The 24329-nt window shown below is 63.8% G+C and carries 27 protein-coding genes; 15 read left to right on the top strand and 12 right to left on the bottom strand.

Annotated features, from left to right (window positions below):
• Positions 1–2 precede the first annotated feature (2 nt).
• The 6 genes from AC1KAR_RS00380 to AC1KAR_RS00355 all read right to left on the bottom strand — a co-directional run bounded on the left by AC1KAR_RS00380 (position 3) and on the right by AC1KAR_RS00355 (position 5446).
• Positions 3–2000: a hypothetical protein gene (locus tag AC1KAR_RS00380; RefSeq protein WP_480313630.1), complete on the bottom strand. Its 1998-nt coding sequence runs from the start codon at positions 1998–2000 to the stop codon at positions 3–5.
• A complete protein-coding gene (locus AC1KAR_RS00375) occupies positions 1997–2728 on the bottom strand; it encodes a hypothetical protein (protein ID WP_480313628.1) in 732 nt (243 codons plus the stop codon). The genes AC1KAR_RS00380 and AC1KAR_RS00375 overlap by 4 nt, the downstream gene beginning before the upstream one ends.
• A 617-nt stretch (positions 2729–3345) precedes the next feature.
• A complete protein-coding gene (locus AC1KAR_RS00370) occupies positions 3346–3924 on the bottom strand; it encodes an RES family NAD+ phosphorylase (RefSeq protein ID WP_480313627.1) in 579 nt (192 codons plus the stop codon).
• 9 nt (positions 3925–3933) lie between these two features.
• The gene (locus tag AC1KAR_RS00365; RefSeq protein ID WP_480313626.1) at positions 3934–4434 is read right to left on the bottom strand and encodes a hypothetical protein; all 501 of its coding nucleotides are present in this window, start codon (positions 4432–4434) and stop codon (positions 3934–3936) included.
• The gene (locus AC1KAR_RS00360) at positions 4415–4789 is read right to left on the bottom strand and encodes a hypothetical protein (RefSeq protein ID WP_480313624.1); all 375 of its coding nucleotides are present in this window, start codon (positions 4787–4789) and stop codon (positions 4415–4417) included. Before AC1KAR_RS00360 ends, AC1KAR_RS00365 begins: the two co-directional genes overlap by 20 nt.
• 267 nt (positions 4790–5056) lie before the next feature.
• Positions 5057–5446 carry a hypothetical protein gene (locus AC1KAR_RS00355; RefSeq protein WP_480313623.1) on the bottom strand — a complete coding sequence of 130 codons (390 nt, stop codon included), beginning with the start codon at positions 5444–5446 and terminating at the stop codon, positions 5057–5059.
• 336 nt (positions 5447–5782) lie between these two features.
• Here AC1KAR_RS00355 and AC1KAR_RS00350 point away from each other — a divergent pair, with 336 nt between their 5' ends.
• The 3 genes from AC1KAR_RS00350 to istB all read left to right on the top strand — a co-directional run bounded on the left by AC1KAR_RS00350 (position 5783) and on the right by istB (position 8426).
• The gene (locus AC1KAR_RS00350; protein WP_480313622.1) at positions 5783–5998 is read left to right on the top strand and encodes a hypothetical protein; all 216 of its coding nucleotides are present in this window, start codon (positions 5783–5785) and stop codon (positions 5996–5998) included.
• A gap of 92 nt (positions 5999–6090) precedes the next feature.
• Complete coding sequence (gene istA / locus AC1KAR_RS00345) at positions 6091–7596, top strand: IS21 family transposase (protein WP_480313621.1); 1506 nt, start codon at positions 6091–6093, stop codon at positions 7594–7596.
• Positions 7593–8426, top strand: a complete 834-nt coding sequence (istB, locus tag AC1KAR_RS00340) for an IS21-like element helper ATPase IstB (RefSeq protein WP_480313619.1) — start codon at positions 7593–7595, stop codon at positions 8424–8426. The genes istA and istB overlap by 4 nt, the downstream gene beginning before the upstream one ends.
• A 235-nt stretch (positions 8427–8661) precedes the next feature.
• Here the strand turns inward: istB and AC1KAR_RS00335 are convergent, their stop codons facing one another.
• On the bottom strand, positions 8662–9678 hold the full coding sequence (locus AC1KAR_RS00335) for a DNA-binding protein (RefSeq protein ID WP_480313618.1): 1017 nt from the start codon (positions 9676–9678) through the stop codon (positions 8662–8664).
• Between the two features lie 287 nt (positions 9679–9965).
• Here AC1KAR_RS00335 and AC1KAR_RS00330 point away from each other — a divergent pair, with 287 nt between their 5' ends.
• On the top strand, positions 9966–10460 hold the full coding sequence (locus tag AC1KAR_RS00330; protein WP_480313617.1) for an N-acetyltransferase: 495 nt from the start codon (positions 9966–9968) through the stop codon (positions 10458–10460).
• A gap of 30 nt (positions 10461–10490) precedes the next feature.
• Here the strand turns inward: AC1KAR_RS00330 and AC1KAR_RS00325 are convergent, their stop codons facing one another.
• Together AC1KAR_RS00325 and AC1KAR_RS00320 are read right to left on the bottom strand one after the other, a co-directional pair.
• Positions 10491–11048, bottom strand: a complete 558-nt coding sequence (locus AC1KAR_RS00325; RefSeq protein WP_480313615.1) for a GNAT family N-acetyltransferase — start codon at positions 11046–11048, stop codon at positions 10491–10493.
• Positions 11048–11272, bottom strand: a complete 225-nt coding sequence (locus AC1KAR_RS00320; RefSeq protein WP_480313613.1) for a hypothetical protein — start codon at positions 11270–11272, stop codon at positions 11048–11050. Before AC1KAR_RS00320 ends, AC1KAR_RS00325 begins: the two co-directional genes overlap by 1 nt.
• Positions 11273–11528: 256 nt before the next feature.
• Between AC1KAR_RS00320 and AC1KAR_RS00315 the strand changes: the two genes are divergently transcribed.
• The gene (locus AC1KAR_RS00315) at positions 11529–12692 is read left to right on the top strand and encodes a hypothetical protein (protein ID WP_480313611.1); all 1164 of its coding nucleotides are present in this window, start codon (positions 11529–11531) and stop codon (positions 12690–12692) included.
• A gap of 252 nt (positions 12693–12944) precedes the next feature.
• Here the strand turns inward: AC1KAR_RS00315 and AC1KAR_RS00310 are convergent, their stop codons facing one another.
• Genes AC1KAR_RS00310 through AC1KAR_RS00300 form a run of 3 tightly spaced genes read right to left on the bottom strand, consistent with a single transcriptional unit; the run spans position 12945 to position 14778 of the window.
• On the bottom strand, positions 12945–13775 hold the full coding sequence (locus AC1KAR_RS00310; protein WP_480313609.1) for an ImmA/IrrE family metallo-endopeptidase: 831 nt from the start codon (positions 13773–13775) through the stop codon (positions 12945–12947).
• Positions 13772–14191, bottom strand: a complete 420-nt coding sequence (locus tag AC1KAR_RS00305; RefSeq protein WP_480313608.1) for a hypothetical protein — start codon at positions 14189–14191, stop codon at positions 13772–13774. Before AC1KAR_RS00305 ends, AC1KAR_RS00310 begins: the two co-directional genes overlap by 4 nt.
• On the bottom strand, positions 14188–14778 hold the full coding sequence (locus tag AC1KAR_RS00300; protein ID WP_480313606.1) for a hypothetical protein: 591 nt from the start codon (positions 14776–14778) through the stop codon (positions 14188–14190). The genes AC1KAR_RS00305 and AC1KAR_RS00300 overlap by 4 nt, the downstream gene beginning before the upstream one ends.
• Positions 14779–14938: 160 nt before the next feature.
• Here AC1KAR_RS00300 and AC1KAR_RS00295 point away from each other — a divergent pair, with 160 nt between their 5' ends.
• From AC1KAR_RS00295 to AC1KAR_RS00250, 10 genes are all read left to right on the top strand, one after another.
• Positions 14939–15241 (top strand): multiubiquitin domain-containing protein, encoded by a 303-nt coding sequence (locus tag AC1KAR_RS00295; RefSeq protein WP_480313604.1) that lies wholly within the window; start codon positions 14939–14941, stop codon positions 15239–15241.
• The gene (locus tag AC1KAR_RS00290) at positions 15216–16397 is read left to right on the top strand and encodes a ThiF family adenylyltransferase (RefSeq protein ID WP_480313602.1); all 1182 of its coding nucleotides are present in this window, start codon (positions 15216–15218) and stop codon (positions 16395–16397) included. The genes AC1KAR_RS00295 and AC1KAR_RS00290 overlap by 26 nt, the downstream gene beginning before the upstream one ends.
• Entirely contained in the window at positions 16394–16864 is a 471-nt protein-coding gene (locus tag AC1KAR_RS00285; RefSeq protein ID WP_480313600.1) for a ubiquitination-like system serine protease family protein, read from the top strand. Before AC1KAR_RS00290 ends, AC1KAR_RS00285 begins: the two co-directional genes overlap by 4 nt.
• A gap of 179 nt (positions 16865–17043) precedes the next feature.
• On the top strand, positions 17044–17442 hold the full coding sequence (locus AC1KAR_RS00280; protein ID WP_480313598.1) for a hypothetical protein: 399 nt from the start codon (positions 17044–17046) through the stop codon (positions 17440–17442).
• 55 nt (positions 17443–17497) lie between these two features.
• Complete coding sequence (locus tag AC1KAR_RS00275; RefSeq protein ID WP_480313596.1) at positions 17498–18799, top strand: TolC family protein; 1302 nt, start codon at positions 17498–17500, stop codon at positions 18797–18799.
• The gene (locus tag AC1KAR_RS00270; RefSeq protein WP_480313594.1) at positions 18796–20022 is read left to right on the top strand and encodes an efflux RND transporter periplasmic adaptor subunit; all 1227 of its coding nucleotides are present in this window, start codon (positions 18796–18798) and stop codon (positions 20020–20022) included. Before AC1KAR_RS00275 ends, AC1KAR_RS00270 begins: the two co-directional genes overlap by 4 nt.
• A gap of 15 nt (positions 20023–20037) precedes the next feature.
• Positions 20038–23184, top strand: coding sequence for an efflux RND transporter permease subunit (locus tag AC1KAR_RS00265; protein ID WP_480313592.1), 3147 nt, complete (start codon positions 20038–20040; stop codon positions 23182–23184).
• On the top strand, positions 23181–23519 hold the full coding sequence (locus AC1KAR_RS00260) for a P-II family nitrogen regulator (protein WP_480313590.1): 339 nt from the start codon (positions 23181–23183) through the stop codon (positions 23517–23519). Before AC1KAR_RS00265 ends, AC1KAR_RS00260 begins: the two co-directional genes overlap by 4 nt.
• 93 nt (positions 23520–23612) lie before the next feature.
• On the top strand, positions 23613–23984 hold the full coding sequence (locus AC1KAR_RS00255) for a hypothetical protein (RefSeq protein WP_480313588.1): 372 nt from the start codon (positions 23613–23615) through the stop codon (positions 23982–23984).
• 23 nt (positions 23985–24007) lie between these two features.
• The gene (locus AC1KAR_RS00250; protein ID WP_480313586.1) at positions 24008–24325 is read left to right on the top strand and encodes a hypothetical protein; all 318 of its coding nucleotides are present in this window, start codon (positions 24008–24010) and stop codon (positions 24323–24325) included.
• Positions 24326–24329: the final 4 nt, after the last annotated feature.

Genomic DNA, 24329 nt, shown 5'->3' with positions numbered 1-24329 from the left:
GGTCAACGGCGGGCGCCCCAGGTGGGACGCTGGATGTGCCCGGGAATCGGGCGGGGTGGGATCTGGACGAGGACGGGGCGCGCCGGCACCGCCGGCACGCTCAGGCCGGTCACGCGGCTCGCCTGTGCGAGCTGGGTGCCCGCGGCGGACACCTTGTTCGGGTTCTTGCGGGCTTCGGCGGAAGCCTTCTTGGCGAGGTACGCCACGTACTCGGCGATCGGGGCGACGCCAGGCAGGTCGCCGTTGCGAATCAACGCGTTGATCGCCTTGCGCATGTCGCGCGAGTGCGGATGCGCCGCCCAGCCAGCATCCATGCAGGTCAGCACGCCCAGCGCCTGGCCGTTCTCAAGGAAGCCCTGCACCTGCATGTCGCGCTCGCGGATGTGAACCACGATGGGCTGGCCGATGAGCTCGAGGCGCGACGACAGCGGGGGCGCCGTGTAGCGGACTTCGTCGATCTGCACGTATGGCAGCACCGTGGCGCCCTTCTTCATGCCGCCGCGGATGGGGCGGGTCTCGACCGTCACGCCCATCGCCGGCGAGTGCACGGTCACGGGCACCGGCAGCCGCGGCACGTAGGTGGCTTGGTGCTCCCTCAGCCCGCTGCGCATCACCTCCAGCGGTGAGCGCCCGCCCAAGCTCGAGTGCGAGCGGCCGTTGTAGTTGGCGAACAGCACGTCGCAGAGGTCGAGCAGTTCCTCCCAGGTGATTTCGTGGCGGATCGCGTTGGCGGCGGGCTTGCCGCGGCGCACGTCCTGCGTGTTCGATCCGGTCGACGACGGCAAGCACTGGAAGCCGTACATCTCGAGCGTGCGGAAGAAGCGCTCGGTGAAGCCATTGCGCCACCAGGCGCCGATCGGTCCCCAGGTCACAGCGCAGCCCCAGGCACGACGGGCACCGGTCGCGATGGCGTTCGCGAAGTGCTGGGCGGCGTTGTCGACCTGCAGCACCGCTGGCCGGCACTCGCTGAGCCCCTCGATCGAGCCCACCGGAAAGCCCGCACCCGGCGCGTACTGTTGCCCGGTCACCTTCAGTTCGCGAGGCGTCCAGGGAACCGAGCAGGCTTCGAGGGCTTCTTCGATGGTGGCGGCCGAGATCTCACTGGAGATCGAGACGGCATAGCGATAGGCGCACTTCGACACCTTGTCGAGCACGGGGAAGACCCAGATGCGCTCGATCGGTACCCGCTGCGGGCCAGCGGGCCCGGGAATCACGACGACACCGACGCAGTGGAAGCTGTGTGCATCGGCGCCGGCGTAGTCCAGAGGAGCCAGCGCGAGCGGGAATCCCTTCTTGCCGGTGCCTAGGGACATGCCGTCGCGAGCGTCCTGGCCGTACCAAGTCTCGACTGATGCCGGATCCTGCCGGATGTATGCCACGGCATAGCGCTCGACCGAGCGACGCCCCTTGCTCTTGGAGTTGAGCGGATAGTCCTTGTCGGTCAGTTCAGCGTCCCTGCAGGCATCAGTGAACCTGGCGAAGACGCTGCGGAAGGTAGGCAGCCGCGACCTGGTCTTTGTGGGCGATCCGCCCGAGCGGATGGCCGCGTGGAGCTTCTCGCGGATCTCTGGCCATGCCTGCAGGAAACGCTCAAAGGCGCCCGCCGCACCCGATTCGGCGGCGCGCGCGCCGGCCGGCAGTTCACAGCGCGAGTACGTGATGCCCAAACGCTCATGCATCAGCAGTCCGCGCCAGCCGACCGGTGTGCCCTCCTCCGTGAGCGTCAAGCAGCGGTTGAGTTTGTCGAGCACGGTCTGCTTCGCGCAAGCACCTTCGTCGGCCGCCTTTCGAAGCGAGCCATCGACCAAGTAGACGCGGATGGCCTTCTCCAGGCGGTCGAAACGGGTCCGATCGTCGTCGTCCAGGTGTTCCACGCTGACCCTGGGCCAGGCGCCGCAGTCACGCCATTCGAACGGTACCGTCTTGAAGGTGTAGGCCTCCCTGCGGGGCTGGGCGGGCGTGATGGCGGGGGCGTTGGGGGTGGAGGTTCGCTTGCTCATGACGCGGCCTCCCGCACGTAGAAGCGCGAGCGCAAGCTCCAGGGCCGCTCGTTCAGATCGCTTTCAAAGCGCCCCAGCTGCAGGCCGTGCAGAAGCGCGGCGACGTAAAGCGCGCGCTGGTCCCCTTTGCCGAGAGCCAGCACATCGCCAAGCAGGACCTCGCGGTGGGTGTGCAGCAGGGTCGCGACGTCGTTGCCGTGCTCATGCAGCGGCAGGCTGCGCGCTTGTGCCATCCACGGAACCATCCGGTTCCAGTTCTGGATGCGCAGCGGCTGCGCGTAGATCTCCTTTTCGGTCAGGCACTCCAGCCGGGTTGGAAGGTCCGATCGCGACCGCGTGTCGATCAGGAGCTGCAGACTCGCGAGCGGCTGGGCGGCACGCCCTGCGGTCGCGCTGGAGCGGACGCTGCGCCACACCACCGCGCCGTCATGCAGATGAAGCTCGGCATCGATGCAGCGTGCGATGTCTTCGCCAACGATGCGCGCCACGCGTTCGCGCGGCTTGTAGTCGATGCGCTCGACCGCGGTGTCGGACTCGACATACAAGAAGTGCCCATAGCGGAGGTCGCCGTGCAACACGAAGTCGCGGCGGCCCTTCGGGCTATAGACGTACCAGAGGCTGGTCTTTTGCTTGCCGCGCGCGTCGTAGTCCTCTTGCAGCTTGCCGCGCAGTTGCGTGCCAAGACGTCCCGAGCGCTTGGCGGCGCCCTTCTTCGTCGCGGCGCTCATGGCGCAGCGCCGATCGCGAACCTGCAGCCTTCAGGGCAAATGGCTGCACCGTTGTGAATGTCGAAGCACATGCAAAGCCTCCGAACGCTGGTCGGAAGGTCTGCACGCGATCACCTGGCAAGGTGTCCTGGTCTATCGTTAACTTGAACGTTTGAAACTTCTGGCGAAACGATCCCCTGCCCTTGACATCAGACCTGTCGAGGCCTAGTCTTCAAGGGGCTGAAACACTGGCGTGTGGAGGCTTGATATTTGGACATTGGAAAGGCCAGCTGTTCCCGCAGCTGGCCTTTCGACCTTGTGGTGACGCGCACTCCTTCCGGATTGATGGAGTGCTATTGATAGGCGTCCGCTTACCAAACATCAAGAGGATTTTGAGTCGCTCGACTCGTCGGGTTTATCGCGCGGGAGCGTGATTCCGAGGCTCAAAGAGATCTGTGCGTTTCGTTCGTTGTGCACAGAATCGAAACTCGCTGCAGCCGTGCGGAAACCTAAATTTGTTCCCGCTCTTGAAGGCAAAGTTGTTCTCGCCTCCTTAGCTTTCGCGACTAAACCGTTGGCGCGTCTTCGGCGCCAAACTTTTCATGTCTTGGGCGTGGGCGTGTCGAACAGCGCTTCGCTCACGGCACCAGTGGCACCTGTGAGCCACGCGCTGCCATGGCGACCCAACGGTTCAAGGCGCCTGCGGCACTCACGAGCGGAGAACGCCACAGCAGCTTCACCACGTTGGCTGGTGGGTTGAAAAGCACAATGCAGTCTTGGCCAAACTGCTGCGCGGAGCGATAGACGAGCCCCGCGAAACCCGCTGCCTGCGCATCCTCCGCAAGTTGCTGTGTCACGGAGTGGCGCAGTGACTGCAGCACCGGCCAGGTGGAACAGTGCGGGCGCAAGTCCCCCAGCCGAAGCTCATCGACAAGCTGCGCCGCGATCAGTTCGCGCTGCGCAAGCAGCGCCAGTGAGACGAAGGCCGCTTCCCTGCGGAAGACGGACTCGTACAGCGCGGTGTCGGGCGATTCGGCGAGGTAAGCCGTCGGCTGGTTTTGTAGGTCGAAGCGTCCGCTCAAGGTGCCCGCGGGGGCGAGCTTGAGCGGGCCTCTTTTCACCGTCGCAGCAACCGAACGCACACGCTGGATGCGATAGAACGATTGCCCTGCTGCAATGGTGTAGTGGTTGAGATATTCGAGGTCTTGGAGAAGCATCTGGGCGGGTCAGCTACCCCGCGATGCCAGATCGACTACCCGTTCAGCTTCGCCTTGTTCGATGGCCGCGCGAGGCGTGCGTCCGTCGAGCCCTCCGATGGGTGTCTCGAGGAATGCCAGCAGCGCCCAGCCTTCTGGCGTACCGAGGGCCTTCGATACCGCCGGCAGCGCGTCCCACATGGGGTGGTCGAACTGCCAAGCAGGCATGCGAAAACCGCGCTTGATTTGCGTCAGGCCGATCGCGCGGCCTTTGGCAATCCAAGCGTTCATCGTTACGCGACTCGTACCGATCATTTCTGCGGCGTCATCTGTGGAAATCATGTCACCCGCCTGGAGACGCTGCTGGCGTACGACGGCACTGCCGGCGAGCAAGGCGCGCGTTTCAGAGAGCGACACGAAGTCATTTGATTCTTTGGCTTTGGGTCGTCGATTCCTGGCATTGGCACGGGAATCGGTTGCGATGAGGGTGGCAGCAGACTTCAAATCAACCTCAGGGCAAGTTGCGCTCATCGACCTTGTTAGCGTGGAAGAACGCTGAGGCGCGAGCGACGGTCCGCAGGCGCGGCGTCAGGATGGATTGGACAGCGGGTTGAACCTTGGAGATCGCCTCCTGCCATTGCTGGATAGCGACCGCAAGGCGTTGAGCGATCGCCTTGAGTGTGTCCGAGGCTAGGCCGCGCGCCTCGCACTCACGCAGCACCTCGAGGTCCGTCATTCCGAACTTGATGCGAAACAGCCGGCCGTAGCGTGCGATTGCCTCGTGCAACTCTGCCTGAGCGGCACGGATGCTGTCCCCGTCCCACTTTGAGGGGCTACTCAGACGCCCCAGGTTGCCGACCAGAATGATCCGGTTGATGGTTAGCATTGTTCAGTTGGACAAGTTCGTTAAGTTTGTCAATTTAACTCAACCGACCAGCGGTTGCAAGCCCAACTCGTGATGCTCAATCGAACGACAAGAGCGCAACGTCGCGCTGGACAACGTCGAGAGGCTTGCGTTGGCGCTTGGCGTTGATGTGGTCGATCTTCGTCGAGCGAAGTGAAACAGAGCGCATACCGCGAAGTAAAACTGAGCGCAATTTCGAACTGGGGCACGCCATCGAGAAAACTGTGGTGAACCAGAGCGGCTTGGCGATCAGAGCACGGTTCGCCGATTGAAGCGGTTGGGCCGAATAGCCTGCACTGAAGGAACTGCCGCCAACTGACTCAGTTGTTGGGGACTGACCTCGACCACAAATGAACCAGCCAGTTCGAGTCGACGTGCCTTCGATTCCAGCCCCAAGCGCCTGAGCTCGGCCTCAACCTCAGTCATCTGCGTCGGCTGGCGGGCCATGCTTTGCAGGCTACTGGCCGCTTTCGCATGGGAGCCGATCCGCCGGCCCGGGTGCTTAATCGCCTGCACCAGCGACGACGGCACAGGCGGTCGTCTCGCTTCAACGATGACAGAGATCCGCGCATCAGCTGGCCCACCCGCAAACTCGACCAGTGCCTTGGATCTCAGCGAACTGCGTGTGGGTTGCGGCATGTCAGTAACTTGCTCGGAAGTTGCGCACGACCCTTATGACCAGCACGCAAATCGCGCACCATCAGAGGAGCGTCGGTGGCTCTTCGGCTTTTTCCCGATCCTTCGTGGATGGCGCTTCGCGATCCGCCATGTATGAGGCGAATCCGAAGAATAGGAGCGCTAGGATCCCAAACACCAAAACTTGTGCGGTCGACGTATCCATGGCGTGCTGACTTTCTGGAGCTGAGTGAGGGTGCTCTGGATGAAATGGTCGCTTGAATGCAGCATAGCCCCATCTTTCTCATTCCAGAAGCACTTCGGACTGTCCTGCTTCCAACAACCCATTCGCCAATCTAGTTGAGCCCAACACCGCTGCACCGCGTCGATACCGATGAGCTGATTGCTTTGGTGGCTTCGGACCAGGTTGTTGACCGCTTTTCCAGCCAGGTCCGTCGCCGTGCGGTGCTCTTTGTGGCAGCTTGGCTGACGCACGGCCAACTAGCCAGCACCTTGGCGACGACGCGGCTATCGGACCTGGCAAGGGACTTCCTGTTGATGTTCGTTGAAAACTGACCCTCCTACCTGGGTGCTGCTCGCTTAAAACTGACCCACGCAAACACACTGACCTGCTCAATGGATGAGCAGGGGAAGCAGGAGTGATCAGCGTGGGCATGTTGGCCAAGATCAGAAGGATGCACCTGCGCGATGGACTGTCCATCCGCGAGGTGAGCCGCAAGACCGGGTTGTCCCGGAACACCGTGCGCCAGTGGTTGCGCCAAGAGGGCGTGACCGAGCCGAAGTACCTCAAGCGCGAGACCAAGAGCGTTGTGGACGCCTGGGCCGAGCATCTCGGGTCAGCCTTGAAGGCCGACCAGAACCGGCCGGTGCGCGAGCGGCGCACGGTCAAGATGCTGTTCGAGCAGATCCGGGCGTTGGGCTACGCCGGCAGCTACGCCCGCGTGACCCGCTGGGTGCGCACCTGGCGGGCCGAGCAGGACGCGGCGCCACGACGAGCGGCCTTCGTGCCGATGAGCTTCGAGCTGGGAGATGCCTTCCAGTTTGACTGGAGCTGCGAGTACGTCTTCGTTGGCGGTCTGCGCCGTCGGCTCGAAGTCGCGCACACCAAGCTCGCCAGCAGCCGGGCCTTCTGGCTCACGGCCTACGCGACCCAGAGCCACGAGATGCTGTTCGACGCCCATGCACGCGCCTTCCAGGCGCTGGGCGGGGTGCCGCGGCGGGGCGTGTACGACAACATGAGGACCGCTGTTGACAAGGTCGGCGTGGGCAAGCAGCGCGCGGTCAACGCGCGGTTCCAGGCCATGTGCTCGCACTACCTGTTCGAGCCCGAGTTCTGCAACCCGGCGTCTGGCTGGGAGAAGGGCATCGTCGAGAAGAACGTGCAAGACCGCCGACGCCAGATCTGGCGCGAAGCCTGCGAGCGGCGCTGGCCCGATCTGGCCACGCTCAACGCCTGGCTGGGCGAACGCTGCCAAGCGATCTGGGCCGAGACGAGTCACCCCGAGTGGTCTGGCCTCACCGTGGCAGAGGTTCTTGAGGACGAACAGGCGCGACTGATGCCATGCCCGAAGCCCTTCGACGGCTACGTCGAGCAACCCGTGCGCGTCTCTGCCACGGCCCTGGTGCACTTCCAGCGCAACCGCTACAGCGTGCCGACGCGGCATGTGAACGCCGTGCTCAGCCTGCGCGCCTACCCCGACACGTTGGCGCTGGTGGCCGACGGCGTCGAGGTGGCCCGGCACATCCGCAGCTTCGAGCGCGACCTGACCTTCTACGACTGGCAGCACTACATCCCGCTGGTGCAGACCAAGCCCGGGGCCTTGCGCAACGGTGCGCCGTTCAAGGCTATGCCCGAGGTGCTTCAGACCCTGCAACGCCATCTGCTGCGCCATGCGGGTGGTGACCGTGTGATGGCGCAGGTGCTGGCGGCCGTGCCGGTGCACGGGCTCGAAGCGGTGCTGGTGGCCGCGGAGCTTGCGCTGGAGGCGGGGCGGCCCAGTGCCGAGCACGTACTCAACGTGGTGGCTCGCCTCAAGGACGGGGCATCCGCCATCCGTGACCTGGCGCAGCCCACACCGGCACTGAAGGAAGAGCCACGCGCCGATGTGCAACGCTACGACGCGTTGCGCAGCAAGCAGGAGGCTCGCCCATGAGCACAGAGATCGTGGCAAGGCTCAAGGCTCTCAAGCTGCACGGCATGGCGTCGAACTGGCCTGAGCTGCTGGCGCATTGCCGGCACGCCGCGCTGGAGCCTGAGCAACTGATCGAGCAACTACTGGACGCCGAGGGGGCCGAACGCAATGTGCGCTCCATCGCGTACCAGATGACGGCAGCTCGCTTCCCCGCGCACCGTGACCTGGCGAGCTTCGACTTCCAGGCCAGCTCGGTGGACGAGGCGCTGGTGCGCAAGCTGCATACGACCGCGTTCACCGAGGTCGCACATAACGTGGTGCTGATCGGCGGGCCCGGCACAGGCAAGACACACCTGGCCACGGCGCTGGGCATCGAGGCCATCCAGCGCCATGGCAAGCGGGTGCGCTTCCACTCGACGGTGGAACTGGTCAATGCGCTGGAGGCGGAGAAGGCCGCGGGCAAGGCTGGGCAGATCGCGCACCGGCTCACCTACGTGGATCTGCTCATCCTGGACGAACTGGGCTACCTGCCGTTCAGCCAGGCCGGCGGAGCGCTGCTGTTCCATCTGCTCAGCAAACTCTACGAGCACACCAGCGTGGTCATCACGACCAACCTGAGCTTCGGCGAATGGGCTAGCGTCTTCGGCGACGCCAAGATGACCACCGCGCTGCTGGACCGGCTCACGCATCACTGCCACATCGTCGAGAGCGGCAACGAGTCTTGGCGCTTCAAGCACAGCAGCACGGCCGTCGCGGCAGCTCGCACCAAACCATCGGTTCAACGCAGGAAAGGAACCTCACCGACCCCCAAGACCTCAGAGATATCCACAGACACAGGCTCCCTCGGGTAGCCTTCAGGGGTGGGTCAGTATTGAACGAGCAGACCGGGTCAGTTCACCGCGAGCATCAACACTCAGGCCTTTGCCGCTGGCGGGCCGTCGCGAAGGAGGTAGCGAGTCGCGCTCCCGAACTCAGGCTCTGATGCGACAGATCAGCGTGCTGAACAGCCCGCTATGGGCCCGGTTCAGCGGGTTCCAGGTGTGCTCAGTCCATTCAATCGCGGATTCGGCCATGGTTCCTCCGTGCTTAGCTGCTTTGACCGGTGCTGGTCGTGAGTCTTGGATCGGAGAGCCGCGCCATGACGTCCTTCAGCAAGCCGTCTCTGGCGTCGCTGGCGGCCGTGGCCGAGGCGAGCTGGCGTTCGAGTTCTAGGTTACGCCGCTCCAGGTCCTGGTTGCGTGCCCGGGTCTCGTCCTGCCGCTCGACCTGCTGGGCCAGCTGGGCTCGCAACTGCTCGACCAACTGGGTCTGCGCCGCCACCTGGTCCTTGAGCGGCTTGGACTCCCGGATGCGCTCTTCCAGCTGCCGCGCCTCTGCGCGAGCCACCTGGACCTGCGTCAGTGCATCCATCTTGTCCTGCAGGGCCGCCCGCACCTCCACCTGCTTGCCCGCCGAGGCCTCGTTCGACCTGGCCAGCTCGGATTGCAGGTGTTGCACCTGCTGCTCGTGCTGACGTTGCTCTCGCTCGCGCTGCTCCTTGGCGGCGGCCCGGAAATGCTCCAGGGCTTCCCGGGCGTGTTGGTGCATCGCCTCGAGGGAGGCCGAATGGGCCTGCAGCTCGGTCACAAGCCCCTGCTGGCCTGCGAGCTGAGCCCTCAGCTGAGTGAGCTCGAGATTCAGCTGGGAGACCTGCGCGGCCGCCTCGGCCAACCGTGTCGATTCCTGCGCCAGGCCGGCCTCTGCCCGCTTTAACTTGGCCTGGGTGTCCGCCAAGGCCAGGGTTCCGGTGTTGATCAGGGCCTGCATCTGCCCCACCCGCTCGGTGTGGCGGCCTTCCGCTTCCACCAACTGCTCGCGGGCTTCCAGCTCAAGCCGTTCGGCCAAACGCGACGCGAAGTCTTGGACGACCTCGCTGGTCTTCACCTTGGACGACGTGCCTGACTCTTCTTCCTCGATCTCTTTGAGGAAGCGGTGAATGGTGCCCTTGGACCCCGTGTTCCCAAGTTCGATACGTATTGCGTCGATCGATGGATGGCGCCTCTGCGCGACCAGGGCGTTCCGGGCGCGGACCACGTCTGATTTATAGATGCCGGCTCGGGCCATGTACCTCTCCGCGGATTTCGTACTGTAGTACGTATTGGCATATTACATATGGAAGTGACTGAAGGTGCAAGGCAAAATGAGGCTATCTCTGACATCGGTTAATAAAGGATTAGCTCATCTGAGGCGACTCCATGAGACGCTTTCTTTGAAAAATTGCCCGTAATCCTCTTCAAACAGCCTGAAACCGCTCCACATGGTTCGTAATCCACTCGACAGTGGCGTTATGTGGTGCCACCGTGTTCGGCAGTTCCACAAGACCAAGGCGCTGCCAGAAAAGGAAATCCGTGATGTTTGGCTGGCTGGGTTTGATAAGGCGGCAACGGGTGCCACCGCACTTGGACGTCGACATCGAAGTCGATTTCGTCACTGGATCCTTTGTTGCTCCCAACCCATGGCAGCGAGCGGAGGGCCGCGCGCCGGGTCACACGAACCCGGTGTGCCGGGTTAGCTTCGGTGTGTCGCCCCTGCAGGATCGCATCTACGTCGACGGGCTGTGGGTTGACGAGAAGTTTCGTCGCCAGGGCTATGCCGGCGCTCTGCTCTTGGCGGTGGGCAAGCGCATGTCGCCACCTAGTGGTCGCTTGGTCATCACTGCCCTCCACGAGGTTTGGGCTTCGAACGATTTTTGGTCTGCGCTTCGCAGCGGAGCCGTCCCAGGACTGACGGTGACGACGGATCTGCGAGCGGGTGACATGGGTCAGGAAGCGCAGCGGTGGCGTGTTCCTGTCCAACCTCTTCAAGTGCCGGACGTGCAACTTTCCACGAGGTGTGACGGCAGCTGACGGGTCTTCTGAGTGCTGCCCTGGGTTTCGCTAGGCAAGGATGTCCCTGATCATCTTCACCGTTGACGGCGGTGCGCCTGGTTTGCCCGGACGGTGGTTCTTCGCTTGGGCTTCGGCCCAGAGAGACTCTTGGTAGCCAGACTTGCGATAGAAGGCCACGACGCGGGGTTCGTTGTCGGCATCCAGAATGACCAGGCGAGCCGCCGACAGTGAATCGGAGTCGAGAATTTCGCCGTGAATGAACGACATGAGCTGCTCACCGATCCCCTGGCCTTGCAGGTGGCTAGCTACAGCCAGACGACCGAGCTTCACCGCCGGATAGGCCTTGAGAGCCACGTCGACGTTGAGTTCCAACTGTTCGGACGTTGTCAGAGGAAGCGCGTCATTGGCCAGTGTGAAGTAGCCGATAACGCCGGCCACGTCGCGGTGGAAAGCCACCGTAGTGAGACCGAGCCGGGCACGATGAAAGTCGGCCGCCTGCGAGAGAAATGTGTCGAGGTGAGCCTTGCCACAGTGGAATGCGGCCAACAGAACGGGGTCAACTTCAATGGCCGGCAGCAGGCCATGTCCGTCCTCCGGCAACGGCATCAGCCGACGGTGCGGTACTGCTGCAGGAAGTCCGCAGACTTGGCTGCGCGAACGCGCTCGACCAAGCGACCTGCTTTTTGTTCGGTGGCTTCCGTGGGCTGTGTGGCCTTCACCTGAGCAAGAAAAGTGGCCCGCTGCGCCTTGGCAACACGCACCCGTTTCACAGCCACCTTTTGCAGGCGCTGCTCTGCAGGCTTGGTCAGCGATGGCTTCTTCTTGAACATGTTGGAAGTCTAACCGCTCAGCTTTTCCTGTGCGCAAGCAAGTGTGAGGCGCATGACCAGGGTGGCCGGGAATTAGCAGCTCGCCAAAAAGCGGGCTAAGTTGTTGTTTATTAAGACAAAAAGGATCAAGGCTACAGTTCTTGAACGGTTCCCATTGCAGCGATGGCAGCCGGCCCGCACCGGACACCGTCCCGATAATCGATGCCGGGTTGCACCCGCTCCGAAGACGCAACATATCAGCCCAACTGGAGAAACGATGCCGATCACTGCGTATTCGAACGAAGCCTCGCGCGAGCTGGATCTGGAGCAGTGGCTGGCGCTGAACGGCTACTCGACGCAAGACGATCCACTGCTGGCGCGCATGCCGTCCGAGCTGCGTGCCAAGGCGGCTATGGATCTCGAGTGCAGCGGCTGCCTCGCTCGCGGTGCAACTCTGGTCAGAGTCGCTCGCGCCAAAGGAATTGGGCGCGCAGTGAGCCAGGGGCATTTCCGGTTTGGTGCTGCTGGCGGCGCCAATCCGCACGACCCGCTCTGCGACTTCTACGACGATCAAACCGAGCGCGGGACCGAGTACCGGGCCAACTTTGCGAGCGAGAAGACCGCGCTGACCCGCGCGGTTCGCGATCTCGTTTGTCGAGGCATCCATGCCGCCTTGTTCAGCCAGGCGGACATGCGGCGTATGCGCCTATGGTTCCTGCAGGAGAGGACCGAGCACGCCATCACGCTGGACGTCACACCCGAGTTGATCCATTGGTGCGTCGACATGTACGCCGCCGACCGATTCTGGTCGCTGGATCAGATCACATTCCGACCCGAGCATGGGCAGCTTCCTGGTTTCGACTGGGACGGTGTCGCTGGGCGCGAGTGGGCGCGGCGCAACGCCCACCTGTTCAAGGCTGTGGAGTGGCGCGTGCATTTCAGGAAGCAAACGGTTCAGCGCCCCTTGCAACTGCTCGCCCAGTACGCAGGCACCAAAGTGCTCGATCCGACGGCGCTACGCGACAAGTACGCAGCCGTCGTGCTGCTGGCGGGGTTTGCGGCGAACTACGTCTTCAACGTCGCCGGCGCGAAGGCACCCAAGGTTTTCACTGGGCACGTTTCCGACTGGGGATCACATGGCCATTCGCTTCTGGCATTGAGCGCACTGCTGCTATTCATGAGCGACTGGGACGTTGACCGCGCCAGCGTCATGTTCTCGACGCTGAGCACGCTGCCCACCGCCGCGACAGGGGTTGAAGGAAATCTGATTGGTCTCAACCCGTTCCACGACTATCCCGCATGGCAGGTAATCAACTCAGCCCGGCAGGTTGCGGCCCTGCGCGAGGATCCGAGCCCTGTGAAAGATCAAATCGCCGTGTTGAAGGCCGAGATGCAAGCGTCTTATTTTGACTGGGCGGCACGTGCCCGATCGACGACCTGAGCGCGTCCTCGATCTCAGGGCTGCAAGCCGCTGCTGTCGCGTGGGCCGTCCGTTTCTAGCTGGTCTGAAGATGTCTGTGCGGTGTCGGGGTGATCTCAATTCCGATGCAGAAGATTGCGGTGACGCCTGCGGGACAACCCCTGCTCGCTACGGCATACGTTGAGGAGCCAGCCTGCCGCGCCGACACCTACAGAACGACCGCACTCAACCGCGCTGGCGCCTCTGGTTTGACCGACAGCGAGGCTTGCTGCCCTACCGGCGTGTCAGGCGAGATCCATACTCGTTGAACTTGCGGTGACCGACGTCGGCGTCGTACCCCGCGTCGAGCATTGAGGATCCCAGGTACAACAGAACCACGACCTCGCCAGCGCGACCCGCAATGCAAGCCTCCGACATCTCATACCTCTCAGCGTCTTGGTTCTCGAACCAGACCTCGCCAGGTTGCTTCCCCAGGTTGGGGTGAGCCTTCCCGCCTTGCAGAAGGGCGTGTGCGAAGCTGTCGTCGTCCAGTTGCTTTCGAAGCCACCACCGACGCGGCAAGTCAGCAGCCGGCTTTTGCCACCGGAGGATCCCGCGCGCGCTGTAGCACGCAAGAATCACCGGAAGCTTGTTGATATCCGCCAGCCGCATGCACGTCGCCAGTACGCTCGTCGCGAAGACCTCTGCCAAGTCCTCGATCTCCCTGAAGCCCGGCCGCCCCAGCGCTTGAACGCGAGGATTGAACATCGTTGCAGGCATCAACAGGTGCGAGGCGTAGATATCGGCTTCCTTCTCCAACTGAATGTCGGACGCCCAGTTTTGATCGGGGTCGTCGAGGCGGCAGCGAAACGAGCGGCCACGGTGCATGTCCCAATGCCCAAGCTCGTGACCCACCGAGAACCGCTCTCTTCCTCGCACCGCTGAACGTCGCACTGTGGCGATCGCACGGTTGCCAACACCGATGAGTGTTGCCTCACAGCCCTTCAGTGGCTCGTAGATCACCTCCATGTTCGCATCCATGGCGATGAGATCGACATCCAGGTCGCGCGGATCGGTGATGCCCAGGCCGGCGATGCGTACCTCAGCACGCTGCCCCGGTGTCATTCGACGGCACCTGGGTTGCCTGAACTGTCCTCGGCCTCAAGCCGGCGGAGTTGCACGTAGGCGCGAATTACATCTTCGTCAGCCATCTCGTCCAGCTGACGCGCAGCCAAGGTATAGCGTCCATCGTTCGATGCCGCAGCGCGTCGAAGCGCCGCTCGGGCATCGGCTGCCGAGATGCCTGCCGCCTGTGCCCCATCGTCCTGCGCAGCGTTCCTCGCCTGCAGCTTCTGGCGGGCTACCGCCATTCGGCGGCGACCAGCTTCACCTCGGGCGCCGTCCAACAGCTGAAGTCCTGCAGCCTGAACCGAATCTGGATCTTTGCCGTCGAGAACCGCTTCATCGCTCATCTCAGTCAGCTCTGCCAGATAGATATCCATCAGAACTTCCATCGGATCGGGCTTGCGCGTAGCAGTCATGGGTTCTTCCTCAGATTCGCGATGGGCTCTAACTTGCGCAGCAGCCGTTGCCTGGCCGCGTCGTATCGCTTCGAGTCGAAGCCCAGATCGGCGGCGGCCTCCTTGCCTCGGATTCCCTCCGACCAAGCCAAGAGAACCATTTGGGCATCCTCGTCGTCCGCCACCAACTTCTCGATCGCCGCCAGCTGGCTCCGTCCATCCATGATGCGCTCGGGCGAGCGATCATCCACGGCAGCAACACCGGGAACGCGGTCATCGCCCTCGTCGTCCCCAACGCCGACGTCGACCGATGCAAACCGGTCGATTGGCGCACCTTTCTGCTTCTTCCGGTCGTTGCTGGCCAGGCTGTGCAGCACGTTCTTGAGCGTCTGGAGCGCAGGAACGCCGCGCCTCCAGACGCGCTCGCCAGAAAGCAGCTTGGCCAGCGCTTCGGCGAGCAGTGATTCTGGCGTCCAGTCGGCCAAGCCGCTGACGCGAAAGCGTGCCATTCGCAGCGCACGCTCCCAGTCGGCCGGCGACAGCGCTCGCAGCGTGGCGTCGACCTCGGCCAGGCTCAGGTCGTCGTCGGGTGGTGGTGGCGAAGACATAGTGGTTCTCCCTCGCTTGGACTCCCCACCACCCCTCTATGGATGCGGGTCTGAGAATTTTTTTCTGGGCGGCGCGTCCACGGAGCGGGCCTCAGGAGTCCTACCAAGTAAGCGGGCACCACTTTCAAGGCGGCACGCGAACCTGGAAAGGAAATTATCCATGCAGTCAGCTGCAACCCCCGACCGGGGTGAACCCGGACATGACGGCAAAGGCGCCCCGCCTGCCAAGCTCACCAACATCATCGTCAACGGACGCCAGAAGCAGACCTCCGCCAAGGAACTCAGCTTCGAGGAAGTCGTGCGTTTGGCGTTTGACGACGCGGTGTTCAACGACGTGACTATCTACACGGTCACCTTCAAGCGCGGCCACGGCGACAAACCGGAAGGCACGCTTGTCGAAGGTGAAACGGTCAAGGTCAAGGAAGGGATGATCTTCAATGTCGCGCGCACTGATAAGTCGTAGCCCGGATCTGCTGCGGCTGCAGAACGACGGCTACGAGGTCGAGGTTCGATCGGGGCACCTGCTCGTGCATTCGGTGCCCTACGTCAACGCCCGGGGCGACGTTGCCCTTGGCTGCGCCGTGTCGGAACTTACCCTTGCAGGCGACGTGACGAGCCGCCCCGGCAGTCACATCATGATGTTCATCGGCGAGCACCCCTGCAACCGCGATGGCACCGAGATCGCGCAAATCAAGCACCAGAGTCATCAGATGACGCTGGCGCCTGACCTCATTGCGCAGCACTCGTTCTCCAACAAGCCGCCCCAGGGCTATGCGGACTACCACGAAAAGTTAACCCGGTATATCGCGATCATCAGCGCGCCGGCCGCATCACTTTGCGCAGATGTGACGGCCCGCACGTACAAGGTCATCGAGGCTGCAGACGGCGACGGCGTCTTCAACTACGTGGACACCGCCTCCTCCCGGGCCGGCATTGGCGCGATCACCGCCAAGCTGGCCATGCAGCGTGTGGCCATCGTTGGGTTGGGTGGGACGGGGTCGTTTGTTCTCGATCTCGTGTCAAAGACACCGGTTGTTGAGATTCACCTCTACGACGGAGATCTTTTCCTGCAGCACAACGCGTTCCGGTCTCCTGGTGCCGCGTCGGTCGAAGAGCTTCGCGACCGCCCGAGCAAGGTGGACTACCACTACACCAACTACGCCAAGATGCGCCGAGGCATCCACGCGCACCACGAGTACATCGGCGAAGAGAACGTCGCCCAGCTCCAAGGCTTCGACTTCGTGTTCCTGTGCATGGACACCGGGCCGGCAAAGAAGCTGATCATTGAGGTCTTGCATGCCAGTGGAACTCCGTTCATCGACACCGGCTTGGGCGTGCAGACGATCGAGGAAAGCCTAGAACTGTGGGCCATTTGCCGCGTCACAACCAGTACGGCCGCAATGACCGACCATGTGCCACGGCGGGTTTCATTCGCGGCTCCAGCCGACGACGGCGACTACGAGCGCAACATTCAGATTGCTGATCTGAACGCACTGACCGCTGCCCTTGCGGTGATCAGATGGAAGAAGTTCTGCGGCTTCTATCAGGATCTGGAGCACGAGCACGACAGCACCTACACCACCAACTGCAACTTGCTCACTGGGGACGACACGACATGAACAAGCGAGGCACCGGCAGGCAACGCCTGTCGCATGAGTTCGTCGAGTTCGTGCCCGAAACACTGCAGGAAGGTGTGCTCTACGTGTCGACGACCTATGCAACCGCAGCGCATCGATGCTGTTGCGGCTGCGGCCGTGAGGTGGTGACACCGTTGTCGCCGACGGATTGGCAGCTCACGTTCGACGGCGAATCGGTCTCTCTTTCGCCCTCGGTAGGGAACTGGGGCTTCCCTTGTCGCTCGCACTACTGGATCGACCGCAACCGGGTCGAATGGAGTGGCGACATGCCACAGCAGCTGATCGATGCCGGGCGCGCTCGTGATCGCCAGTTGAAAGCTGCCTACTACGGTGATCGTGGTGTGCCCCGCGCGAGCACCCCATCGGCTGGCCGGTCTGCGGTCGTGCCAGCCGAGGAGCACCGTCCTGGATGGTTGTCGCGTGTGGCGAATTGGCTGCGCATTGGGTAGAGACTGGGTGTTGTCGAGCACTGCCGAAGGTCAACACTCAGGGGTAGCCGCTTTGGGATTGACGCCGGCCATCGGCGCCGTCGGTAGCTCGCATTCCGCAGGATTGAACGCTTGCTCGGTGCATGGCTCATGCCGACAGAGGCCCCTCCATACATTGATCCGACTACAATCTTTGCGCAATGCGTCGCTGGCTCATCATCGCTCTGCTTCTGATCGTACCGTTCCAGATGGTCTGGGCTGCGGCCGCTCCGTATTGCGCGCACGAAGCCAAATCTACGGCCGCAGCGAAGCATTTCGGCCACCATGAGCACAAGCACCAAGGTGCGAATAGCGCCTCCGGCAATGGCAGCAACGGCAACCACCTCGACTGCGAAAGCTGCCATCTCGGCTGCAGCGTGACGCTCCCGGCCATGGGTGTCGACATCACGCCGATGCCCAACCACGTCGTCGTCATAGGCGGCGGCGCTTCCTCCTACGCCTCACACGTCCCTTCAGGACCCGAACGTCCCGATCGAACCAACCACCTCGCTGCCGCGCGATTCGGCGGCGACGTTGCGTTCGATCTCGTGACTACCTGACGATCCCCGACGTCGCCCTCGAATCGCTTCTCACTGAGACGAGAAGGATGATTCGATGCGATTCCCCATCTTGGCGCTGGCGCTTGTGCTGGCGACCACGACCCACCCCGCCCGTGCCCAGGCGCCCGCGAATGCGGCGCCACCCCCTGCAATCCCCGCCTCGGCGCCGCTGACGCTGGCCGAGGCATTGCGCTTGGCGCAAATCGTGCACCCCGCGGTGCGCGCGCGCGAAGCGCAGCTCTCTGCAGCCGAAGGAGTGAGCCGTGAGGCCTCGTCGCTGCTGTTCAACAACCCAGCGCTCAGTGCCGATCGAACGCGCCGACAGGCCGCCGAAGGCCGCGTCAATGAATGGAGCGCGGGCATCGCACAACCCTTCGAGATCGGTGGCCAGCAGTCACGGCGACGCGAGGCAGCTTCTGCGGCCATGGACGCCCTGCAAGCCGAGATCGAGGATGCGCGCCGGGCTGCGCGTACCGAAGCGGCGCTGCGGTTCCACGCCGTGCTGGCCGCTCAGCAACGGGTTCAGATCGAGCAACGCTCGATGGCGCTCTTCGAGAGCACCACGCAGGCAGTCGCCAAACGCCGAGTCGCTGGCGAAGACACCCGGCTTGACGCCAACGTCGCACTGATCGAGTCCGAGCGAGCGCGCAACGCCTTGGCGGTGGCGCGCGAGCACCTGCTGGACGCGCGCGTCGAGTTGGCCAACACCTTGCAGCTCCCGCCATCGGCGGCGCCCGAGGTGATGGGCGAACTCACGATGCCGTTCGGCGACGCCCTCCCCTACGGCGGCCTGGACCAGCTGCTCGCCTCCGTCCAGAACCTGCCTCGCCAACGCGCGCTGGCCTCCCGAGAAGACGCCGCACGCGCCAAGCTCGGACTGGAGCGTGCCAGCCGCTATCCCGACGTCACGGTCGGCCTGAGCGTCGGCCGCGAAGGCCCCGAGATCGTCCGCGAGAAGGTCACCACCCTGTCGCTGTCGGTCCCGCTGCCGTTTTTCAAGCGCAACGATGCCGCCATCGGCAGCGCCATGAGCGAGGCCACCCAGGCCGAGATCGAGCGCACGTCAGGCTTGCGAGAGGCTCAGGCCCAGGTGCGCCGCCTGTGGAACCGACTGGAGAGCCAGCGGGATCGCGTGGCACGGCTCCAGAAGACCCTCGGCCCGGCTTCGCTCGACAACCAGCAGCTGGCCACGAAATCGCGCCAGGCCGGCCAGATCGGCGTTCTGGACCAGTTGCTCGTCAACCGCCAGGCGCTGGACGCCGAGCGCGATCTGAACGACGCCCTGGGCGAACTGCACACCACCCGAATCGAACTCGAAAACGCGGCCGGATGGTCGCAGGAAGGATCCACGAAATGATCACGCTGCACAACAACGCACAGCGTCCCTGGCGGCTGGCATCGCTCACGCTGGCTGTCGCCGCTGCCTTGGCTCTAGGCGCTTGCAGCAAGGGAGGCGACCAAGCGCAAGCAGCAGCCACCGAGGCTGGCGGGCACGCCGAAGCGGGTGGCGAGAAGAAGGAAGGCGGACACGCCGAGGGCGAAGAGGAACTGACCCTGACGACCGAAGAGGCAGAAACTGCCGGCATCAAGGTCGAAGAGATCAAGTCGCAGCCCCTGGGCGATGCAGTTGAGGTGACCGCGACGATCCGCCCGGACCAGGACCGCCTCGCCCGGGTGGCACCGCGCATCGGCGGACGCATCACGTCCGCACCGGCCAAACTCGGCGACCGCGTGAGCGCCGGCCAAACGCTGGCCACACTCGACAGCGTCGAGGTGGGAGAAGCCCACTCGGCGTGGGCGCAGGCGCAGTCGGAACTGCGAATCGCCGAAGACAGCTTCAAGCGGGCGGAATCGCTCAGCGCGGACGAGATCATCCCGCGCAAGGACTTCCTGCGTGCCCAAGCCGATCGCGACAAGGCCGCAGCCACACTGCGAGCCGCCGAGGATCGGCTCCGCCTGCTGGGCGGGGCACCACGTGCCAGCGGCAAGAGCGTGTCCGGCTTCGCGGTGACGGCGCCATTCGCCGGTACCGTGATCGAGAAGAAAGCCACCTTGGGCGACCTTGCGAACCCGGCTGAGCCGATGTTCACGGTCGTCGACCTGAGCCACCTGTGGATCCAGGCCGACCTGCCCGATGCGGCGCTTGCGAAGGTGCGGGTCGGCGCGAACGCCAAGGTCACCGTGCCGGCCTACCCGTCGGAAGTGTTCAGCGGCCGTGTCGCCTACATCGGTGCCTCGCTCGACAAGGACACCCGTACGGTGGCCGCGCGGATCGAGGTGGCCAATGCGGATGGGCGCCTGAAGCCCGAGATGTTCGCCACCGCCAGCATCGAAGTTGCCGGTGACAAGCGCGAAGGCATTGCTTTGCCCGACGACGCCATCGTGATGCTGGCCGGACAGCCCAACGTCTTTGTGCTGCACCAAGGTGCGTACGAGGCGCGTCAGGTGGAGCCGGGAGATCGCATTGCCGGTCGCACGATCGTGAAGTCCGGCATCAAGGCCGGCGAGCAGGTGGTGGTTGCTGGCGCCTACGCATTGAAGGCCCGCAAGCTCAAGTCACAGCTCGGCCACGGCCATTGAGAGGGAACTCACGCCATGCTCAATGCCATTGTTGATGCCAGCCTGCGCTACAAGGTGCTGGTGCTGGTTGCGTTTGCCGCACTGGTCGGCCTCGGGGTCATGGCCTATCGGCAGGTGCCGGTCGATGCCTTCCCCGATGTCACGCCTGCCCAGGTGAACATCTACACCGAGTCGCCAGGTGTCGCCGCCGAGGATATCGAACGGCTGCTCACCGTGCCGATCGAGGGCGCCATGGCCGGCCTGGCCGATGTCGAGGTGGTTCGCTCCGTCTCGCTGTTCGGGCTGTCCTACGTCGGCGTGTACTTCAAGGACGAGGTCGACATCTACTTCGCCCGCAGGCTGGTCGGCGAGAAGCTGCAGGAGGTCAAGGGTCGCCTGCCCGCCGGCTACGGAGAGCCCGTGCTCGGGCCGAACAGCTCCGGTCTAGGCCAGGTGTTCTGGTACACGATCGAAGACGCCGACAAGAAGCTCAGCGCGATGGATCTGCGCACGCTGCACGACTGGACCGTGCGCCTCATCCTGCGCACGGCGCCAGGCGTGGACGACGTCACCACCTGGGGTGGTCACGAGAAGCAGTACCAGGTACAGATCGATCCGCGGCGCCTCGTGAAGTACGGCCTGTCGTTCAAGGAGGTCATGGAGCGCCTGGCCGCCAACAACAAGCAGGTCGGCGGGCAGTACCTCAACATCGGGGTCGAGCAGTACCTGGTGCGCGGCCTCGGCCTGGTCAGCAACGCCTCCGACATCGGCAGCATCGTGGTGGCCGAGCGCAACGGGGCGCCGATCTACGTCCGCGACGTCGCCGAGGTCAAGGAAGCGCCGGCGGTGCGATTCGGCGCGGTCACCCGCAACGGCCAGGAAACGGTGCTGGGCATCGCCCTGGCGCGCGTGAACGAGAACGCGGCCACCGTGGTCCAGGCGGTCAAGGCCAAGCTCGCCACCGCCCAGGCCGCGCTGCCCAAGGGCATCGAGCTCAAGCCGGTCTACGACCGCACCGAGATCGTCGACAAGGCGCTGTCCACGTCGACCAACGCCTTGATCGAAGGCTCGATCCTCGTGGCGGTGATCCTGTTCCTCTTCCTCGGGGAGTTCCGATCGGCCGTTGTGGTGATCGTCACGCTGCCGCTGGCCATGTTGTTCGCGTTCATCATGATGAACCGCTTCGGCCTGTCGGCGAACCTGATGTCGCTCGCGGGCCTGGCGATCGGCATCGGGATGATGGTCGACGGTGCCGTGGTGATGGTGGAGAACGCCTTCCGGCTGTTGTCGCACGCACGCGAGTCGGGACGACCGATCAACCGCACCCACATCGCGCTCGAAGCCGCCCGTGAGGTGGCGAATCCGATCGCCTTCGCGATCATGATCATCATCGTCGTCTTCCTGCCGCTGTTCTCTCTGACCGGCCTGGAGGGCAAGCTCTTCAAGCCCATGGCGCTGACCATCACGTTCGCCATGGCGGGCTCGCTCCTGCTGTCGCTCACGCTGGTGCCGGTGTTGGCCGCCCTGATCCTCAAGCCCAAGGAGGAGAAGGACACCTGGCTGGTGCGCCACGCCAAGCGGCTCTACCTGCCGGCGCTCGACTGGGCACTGGATCGCAAGAAGGCCGTGATCGGCGCGGCCGTGGGCCTGCTCGTGGCGTCGCTGGCGCTGTTCCCCTTCCTGGGCAAGGAGTTCATGCCGACCCTGCAGGAGGGCGCCATCATGTTCCGCGTCGTCGGCATCCCGTCCACGTCGCTCGAGGAATCGATCCGGGTGTCCAACGTGATGGACGCCAAGCTGCGCGCCCAGTACCCGCAAGTGCGCTCGGTCCTGGCCACCATCGGCCGCGCCGAGAAAGGCGAAACGGCCGACGTGAACTACATGGAGGTCTTGCTCGACCTGAAGCCGCAATCGGAGTGGCCGACCAAGCAGTCCTATGGTGCGCTGGGCAAGGACATGCAGGAGTACCTGGAGACCCAGGTTCAAACCGCCGTGTTCGGTGCCACCCAGCCCATCCAGATGCGCGTCGAGGAGCTCATCTCGGGCGTGCGGGCGACTTTGGCCCTGAAGGTCTACGGGGAGGACCTGGACAAGCTCGAGGAACTGTCCACCTCCGTCAAGAGCGTCATCGGCGGCGTGCCGGGTGTGGCCGACCTCTCGGCCGAAGCCAACAAGGGCAAGCCGCAGATGGTCATCAAGGTGGACCGTGCCGCAGCCGCCCGCTACGGGCTGAACGCGGATGACATCCTGTCCGTGGTGCAGGCGGGCATCGGCGGCGAGACCGTGTCGACCCTGATCGAGGGCACGCGCCGCTTCGATATCTCGGTGCGCCTGGGCGAGGAGTTCCGTCGCAGCCCGGCGGCGATTGCGGCCATCCCGATCCGCACCGCCGAAGGCGCCATCGTGCCGTTCTCCCAGGTGGCCAAGATCGAACTTGATGAGGGCTACACCTTCGTGCGCCGGGAAGCCCTGCAGCGCTACGCCGTGCTGCAGATGGATGTGCAAGGCCGCGACGTGGACAGCTTCGTCAAGGACGCCAACGCGGCCATCGCCGCCAAGGTCAAGATGCCCGCTGGCTATTGGGTGGAATGGGGTGGCGCGTTCGAGAACCAGCAGCGTGCCATGGCCCGCTTGGGTCTGATCGTGCCGCTGACCATCGGCCTGATCTTCATCCTGCTCTACACCGCGTTCAACTCGGTTCGGCACGCCACCTTGATCATCGCCAACGTGCCGTTCGCCATCATCGGCGGCATCGTCGGTCTGTTCATCACCGGCCAGTACCTGTCCGTCCCGTCGGCCATCGGCTTCATCGCGGTCTTCGGGGTGGCGATGCTGAACGGCATCGTGCTGGTGACCTTCCTGAACGACCAGCGCCGGCATGGCTTGTCGATCCGCGACGCCGTGCGCCAAGGCGCGGCCCTGCGGCTGCGGCCGGTGTTGATGACCGCCTCGGTAGCCATCCTCGGCTTAGTTCCGATGCTGATCTCCACCGGGGTCGGTGCGGAGACGCAGCGTCCGTTGGCCACGGTGGTCGTTGGTGGGCTGATCACTTCAACCCTGCTGACCCTCTTGCTCCTGCCTCTGATTTGGGAATGGAGCGAATCGCGCGCTGAAGTCAAACGCCTTGCACGAGAAAACGCTCTCGACACCCCACCTCCGCAACTCACCAAGGAGACACCATGAAAAAAATATCGGCCTATGTGCATCGCGGCCACGTGGCCAACGTGATTGCTGCGCTGAAGGACAGCCCCAACTGGGGGGGCGAGCTTGGTGACCGGCGCCACAACCTCGCCGTGTGTCAGATCAGGAGTCTGATATTGCCGGCAGATCAGTGGGAACTGCACTACTCCATGGACCTCGGGCACGAAGTCGTCCACGAGTTCAAGCTCGAGTTGCTGTGCGAAGACCAGGAGGTTGACGAGATCGTCAGCATCCTCGTCACGGCCGCGCACACCGGCAAACCCAACGGAGGCTTGATCACCGTGAGCGACATCAACCAGGCCATTCCCATCCACTGAGTTCGGAGTCAGAACGCCACGGCCGCCACGGCCGCCACGGCCGTGACCCCATCTTTCGTGACACCCCCGTCCTACTGAACAAAGGAATTTCCAATGAACCGCAATCTTCTCTCCCTTGCAATCGCTGCGTGTGCCGCTGCGCTTCCGGCCTATGCCGCCGACGACCATGCCCCCAAGCACGGTGGCGTCGTGATGGAAACCAAGGCCGGTGACCTGGAACTGGTCGCCAAGCCAGACGTCATCGTCATCCACGTCAGCGACCACGGCAAGCCGATGAAGCTCACCAGTGGCACCGGCAAGGTGACGGTCTTCAATGGCAACAACAAGACCGAGGCGCCGCTGGCGCTGGTGGGCGACAGGCTCGAAGCCAAGGGCAGCTTCAAGGTCGCCCCGGGCACCAAGGTCTTGGCGGAAGTCGCCGTCAACGGCAAGCCTGCCGCGTCGGCACGCTTTACGTTGAAGTAAGTCGCAGGTGTCAGAGGGCTGAGATGTTCCGGCACCTCGATCAGGGGCTCGCTCTGACGATGCTGTGGATCTGGCTGGGCGTCGTTGGCGTCGTGGCCGTGGCATGGTGGCTGAAACGAAGGTTCCGACGCCCTGATGTGCCTGCGAAGGCACACCCGAGCTATGCGCGCTCGCTGCGAGATCGGCTCGCGCATGGCAAGGACGGCGCGGCGAGTGGCCATGGCGGCTTGCAAGATGACGAGTACCGCCACGCGCCCGGGATCGACGACGAGTCTCCAAGTCACTCGAAGCAGCACGCCAAGCACCGACGAAAGCGGCACCACGCCGAACGCAAACACTGACAGG

The sequence above is a fragment of the Piscinibacter sp. PDB1-1 genome, from assembly GCF_056675995.1.
The sequence above is the reverse complement of the archived record's forward strand: the minus strand, read 5'-3'. Positions and strand labels throughout refer to the sequence as shown.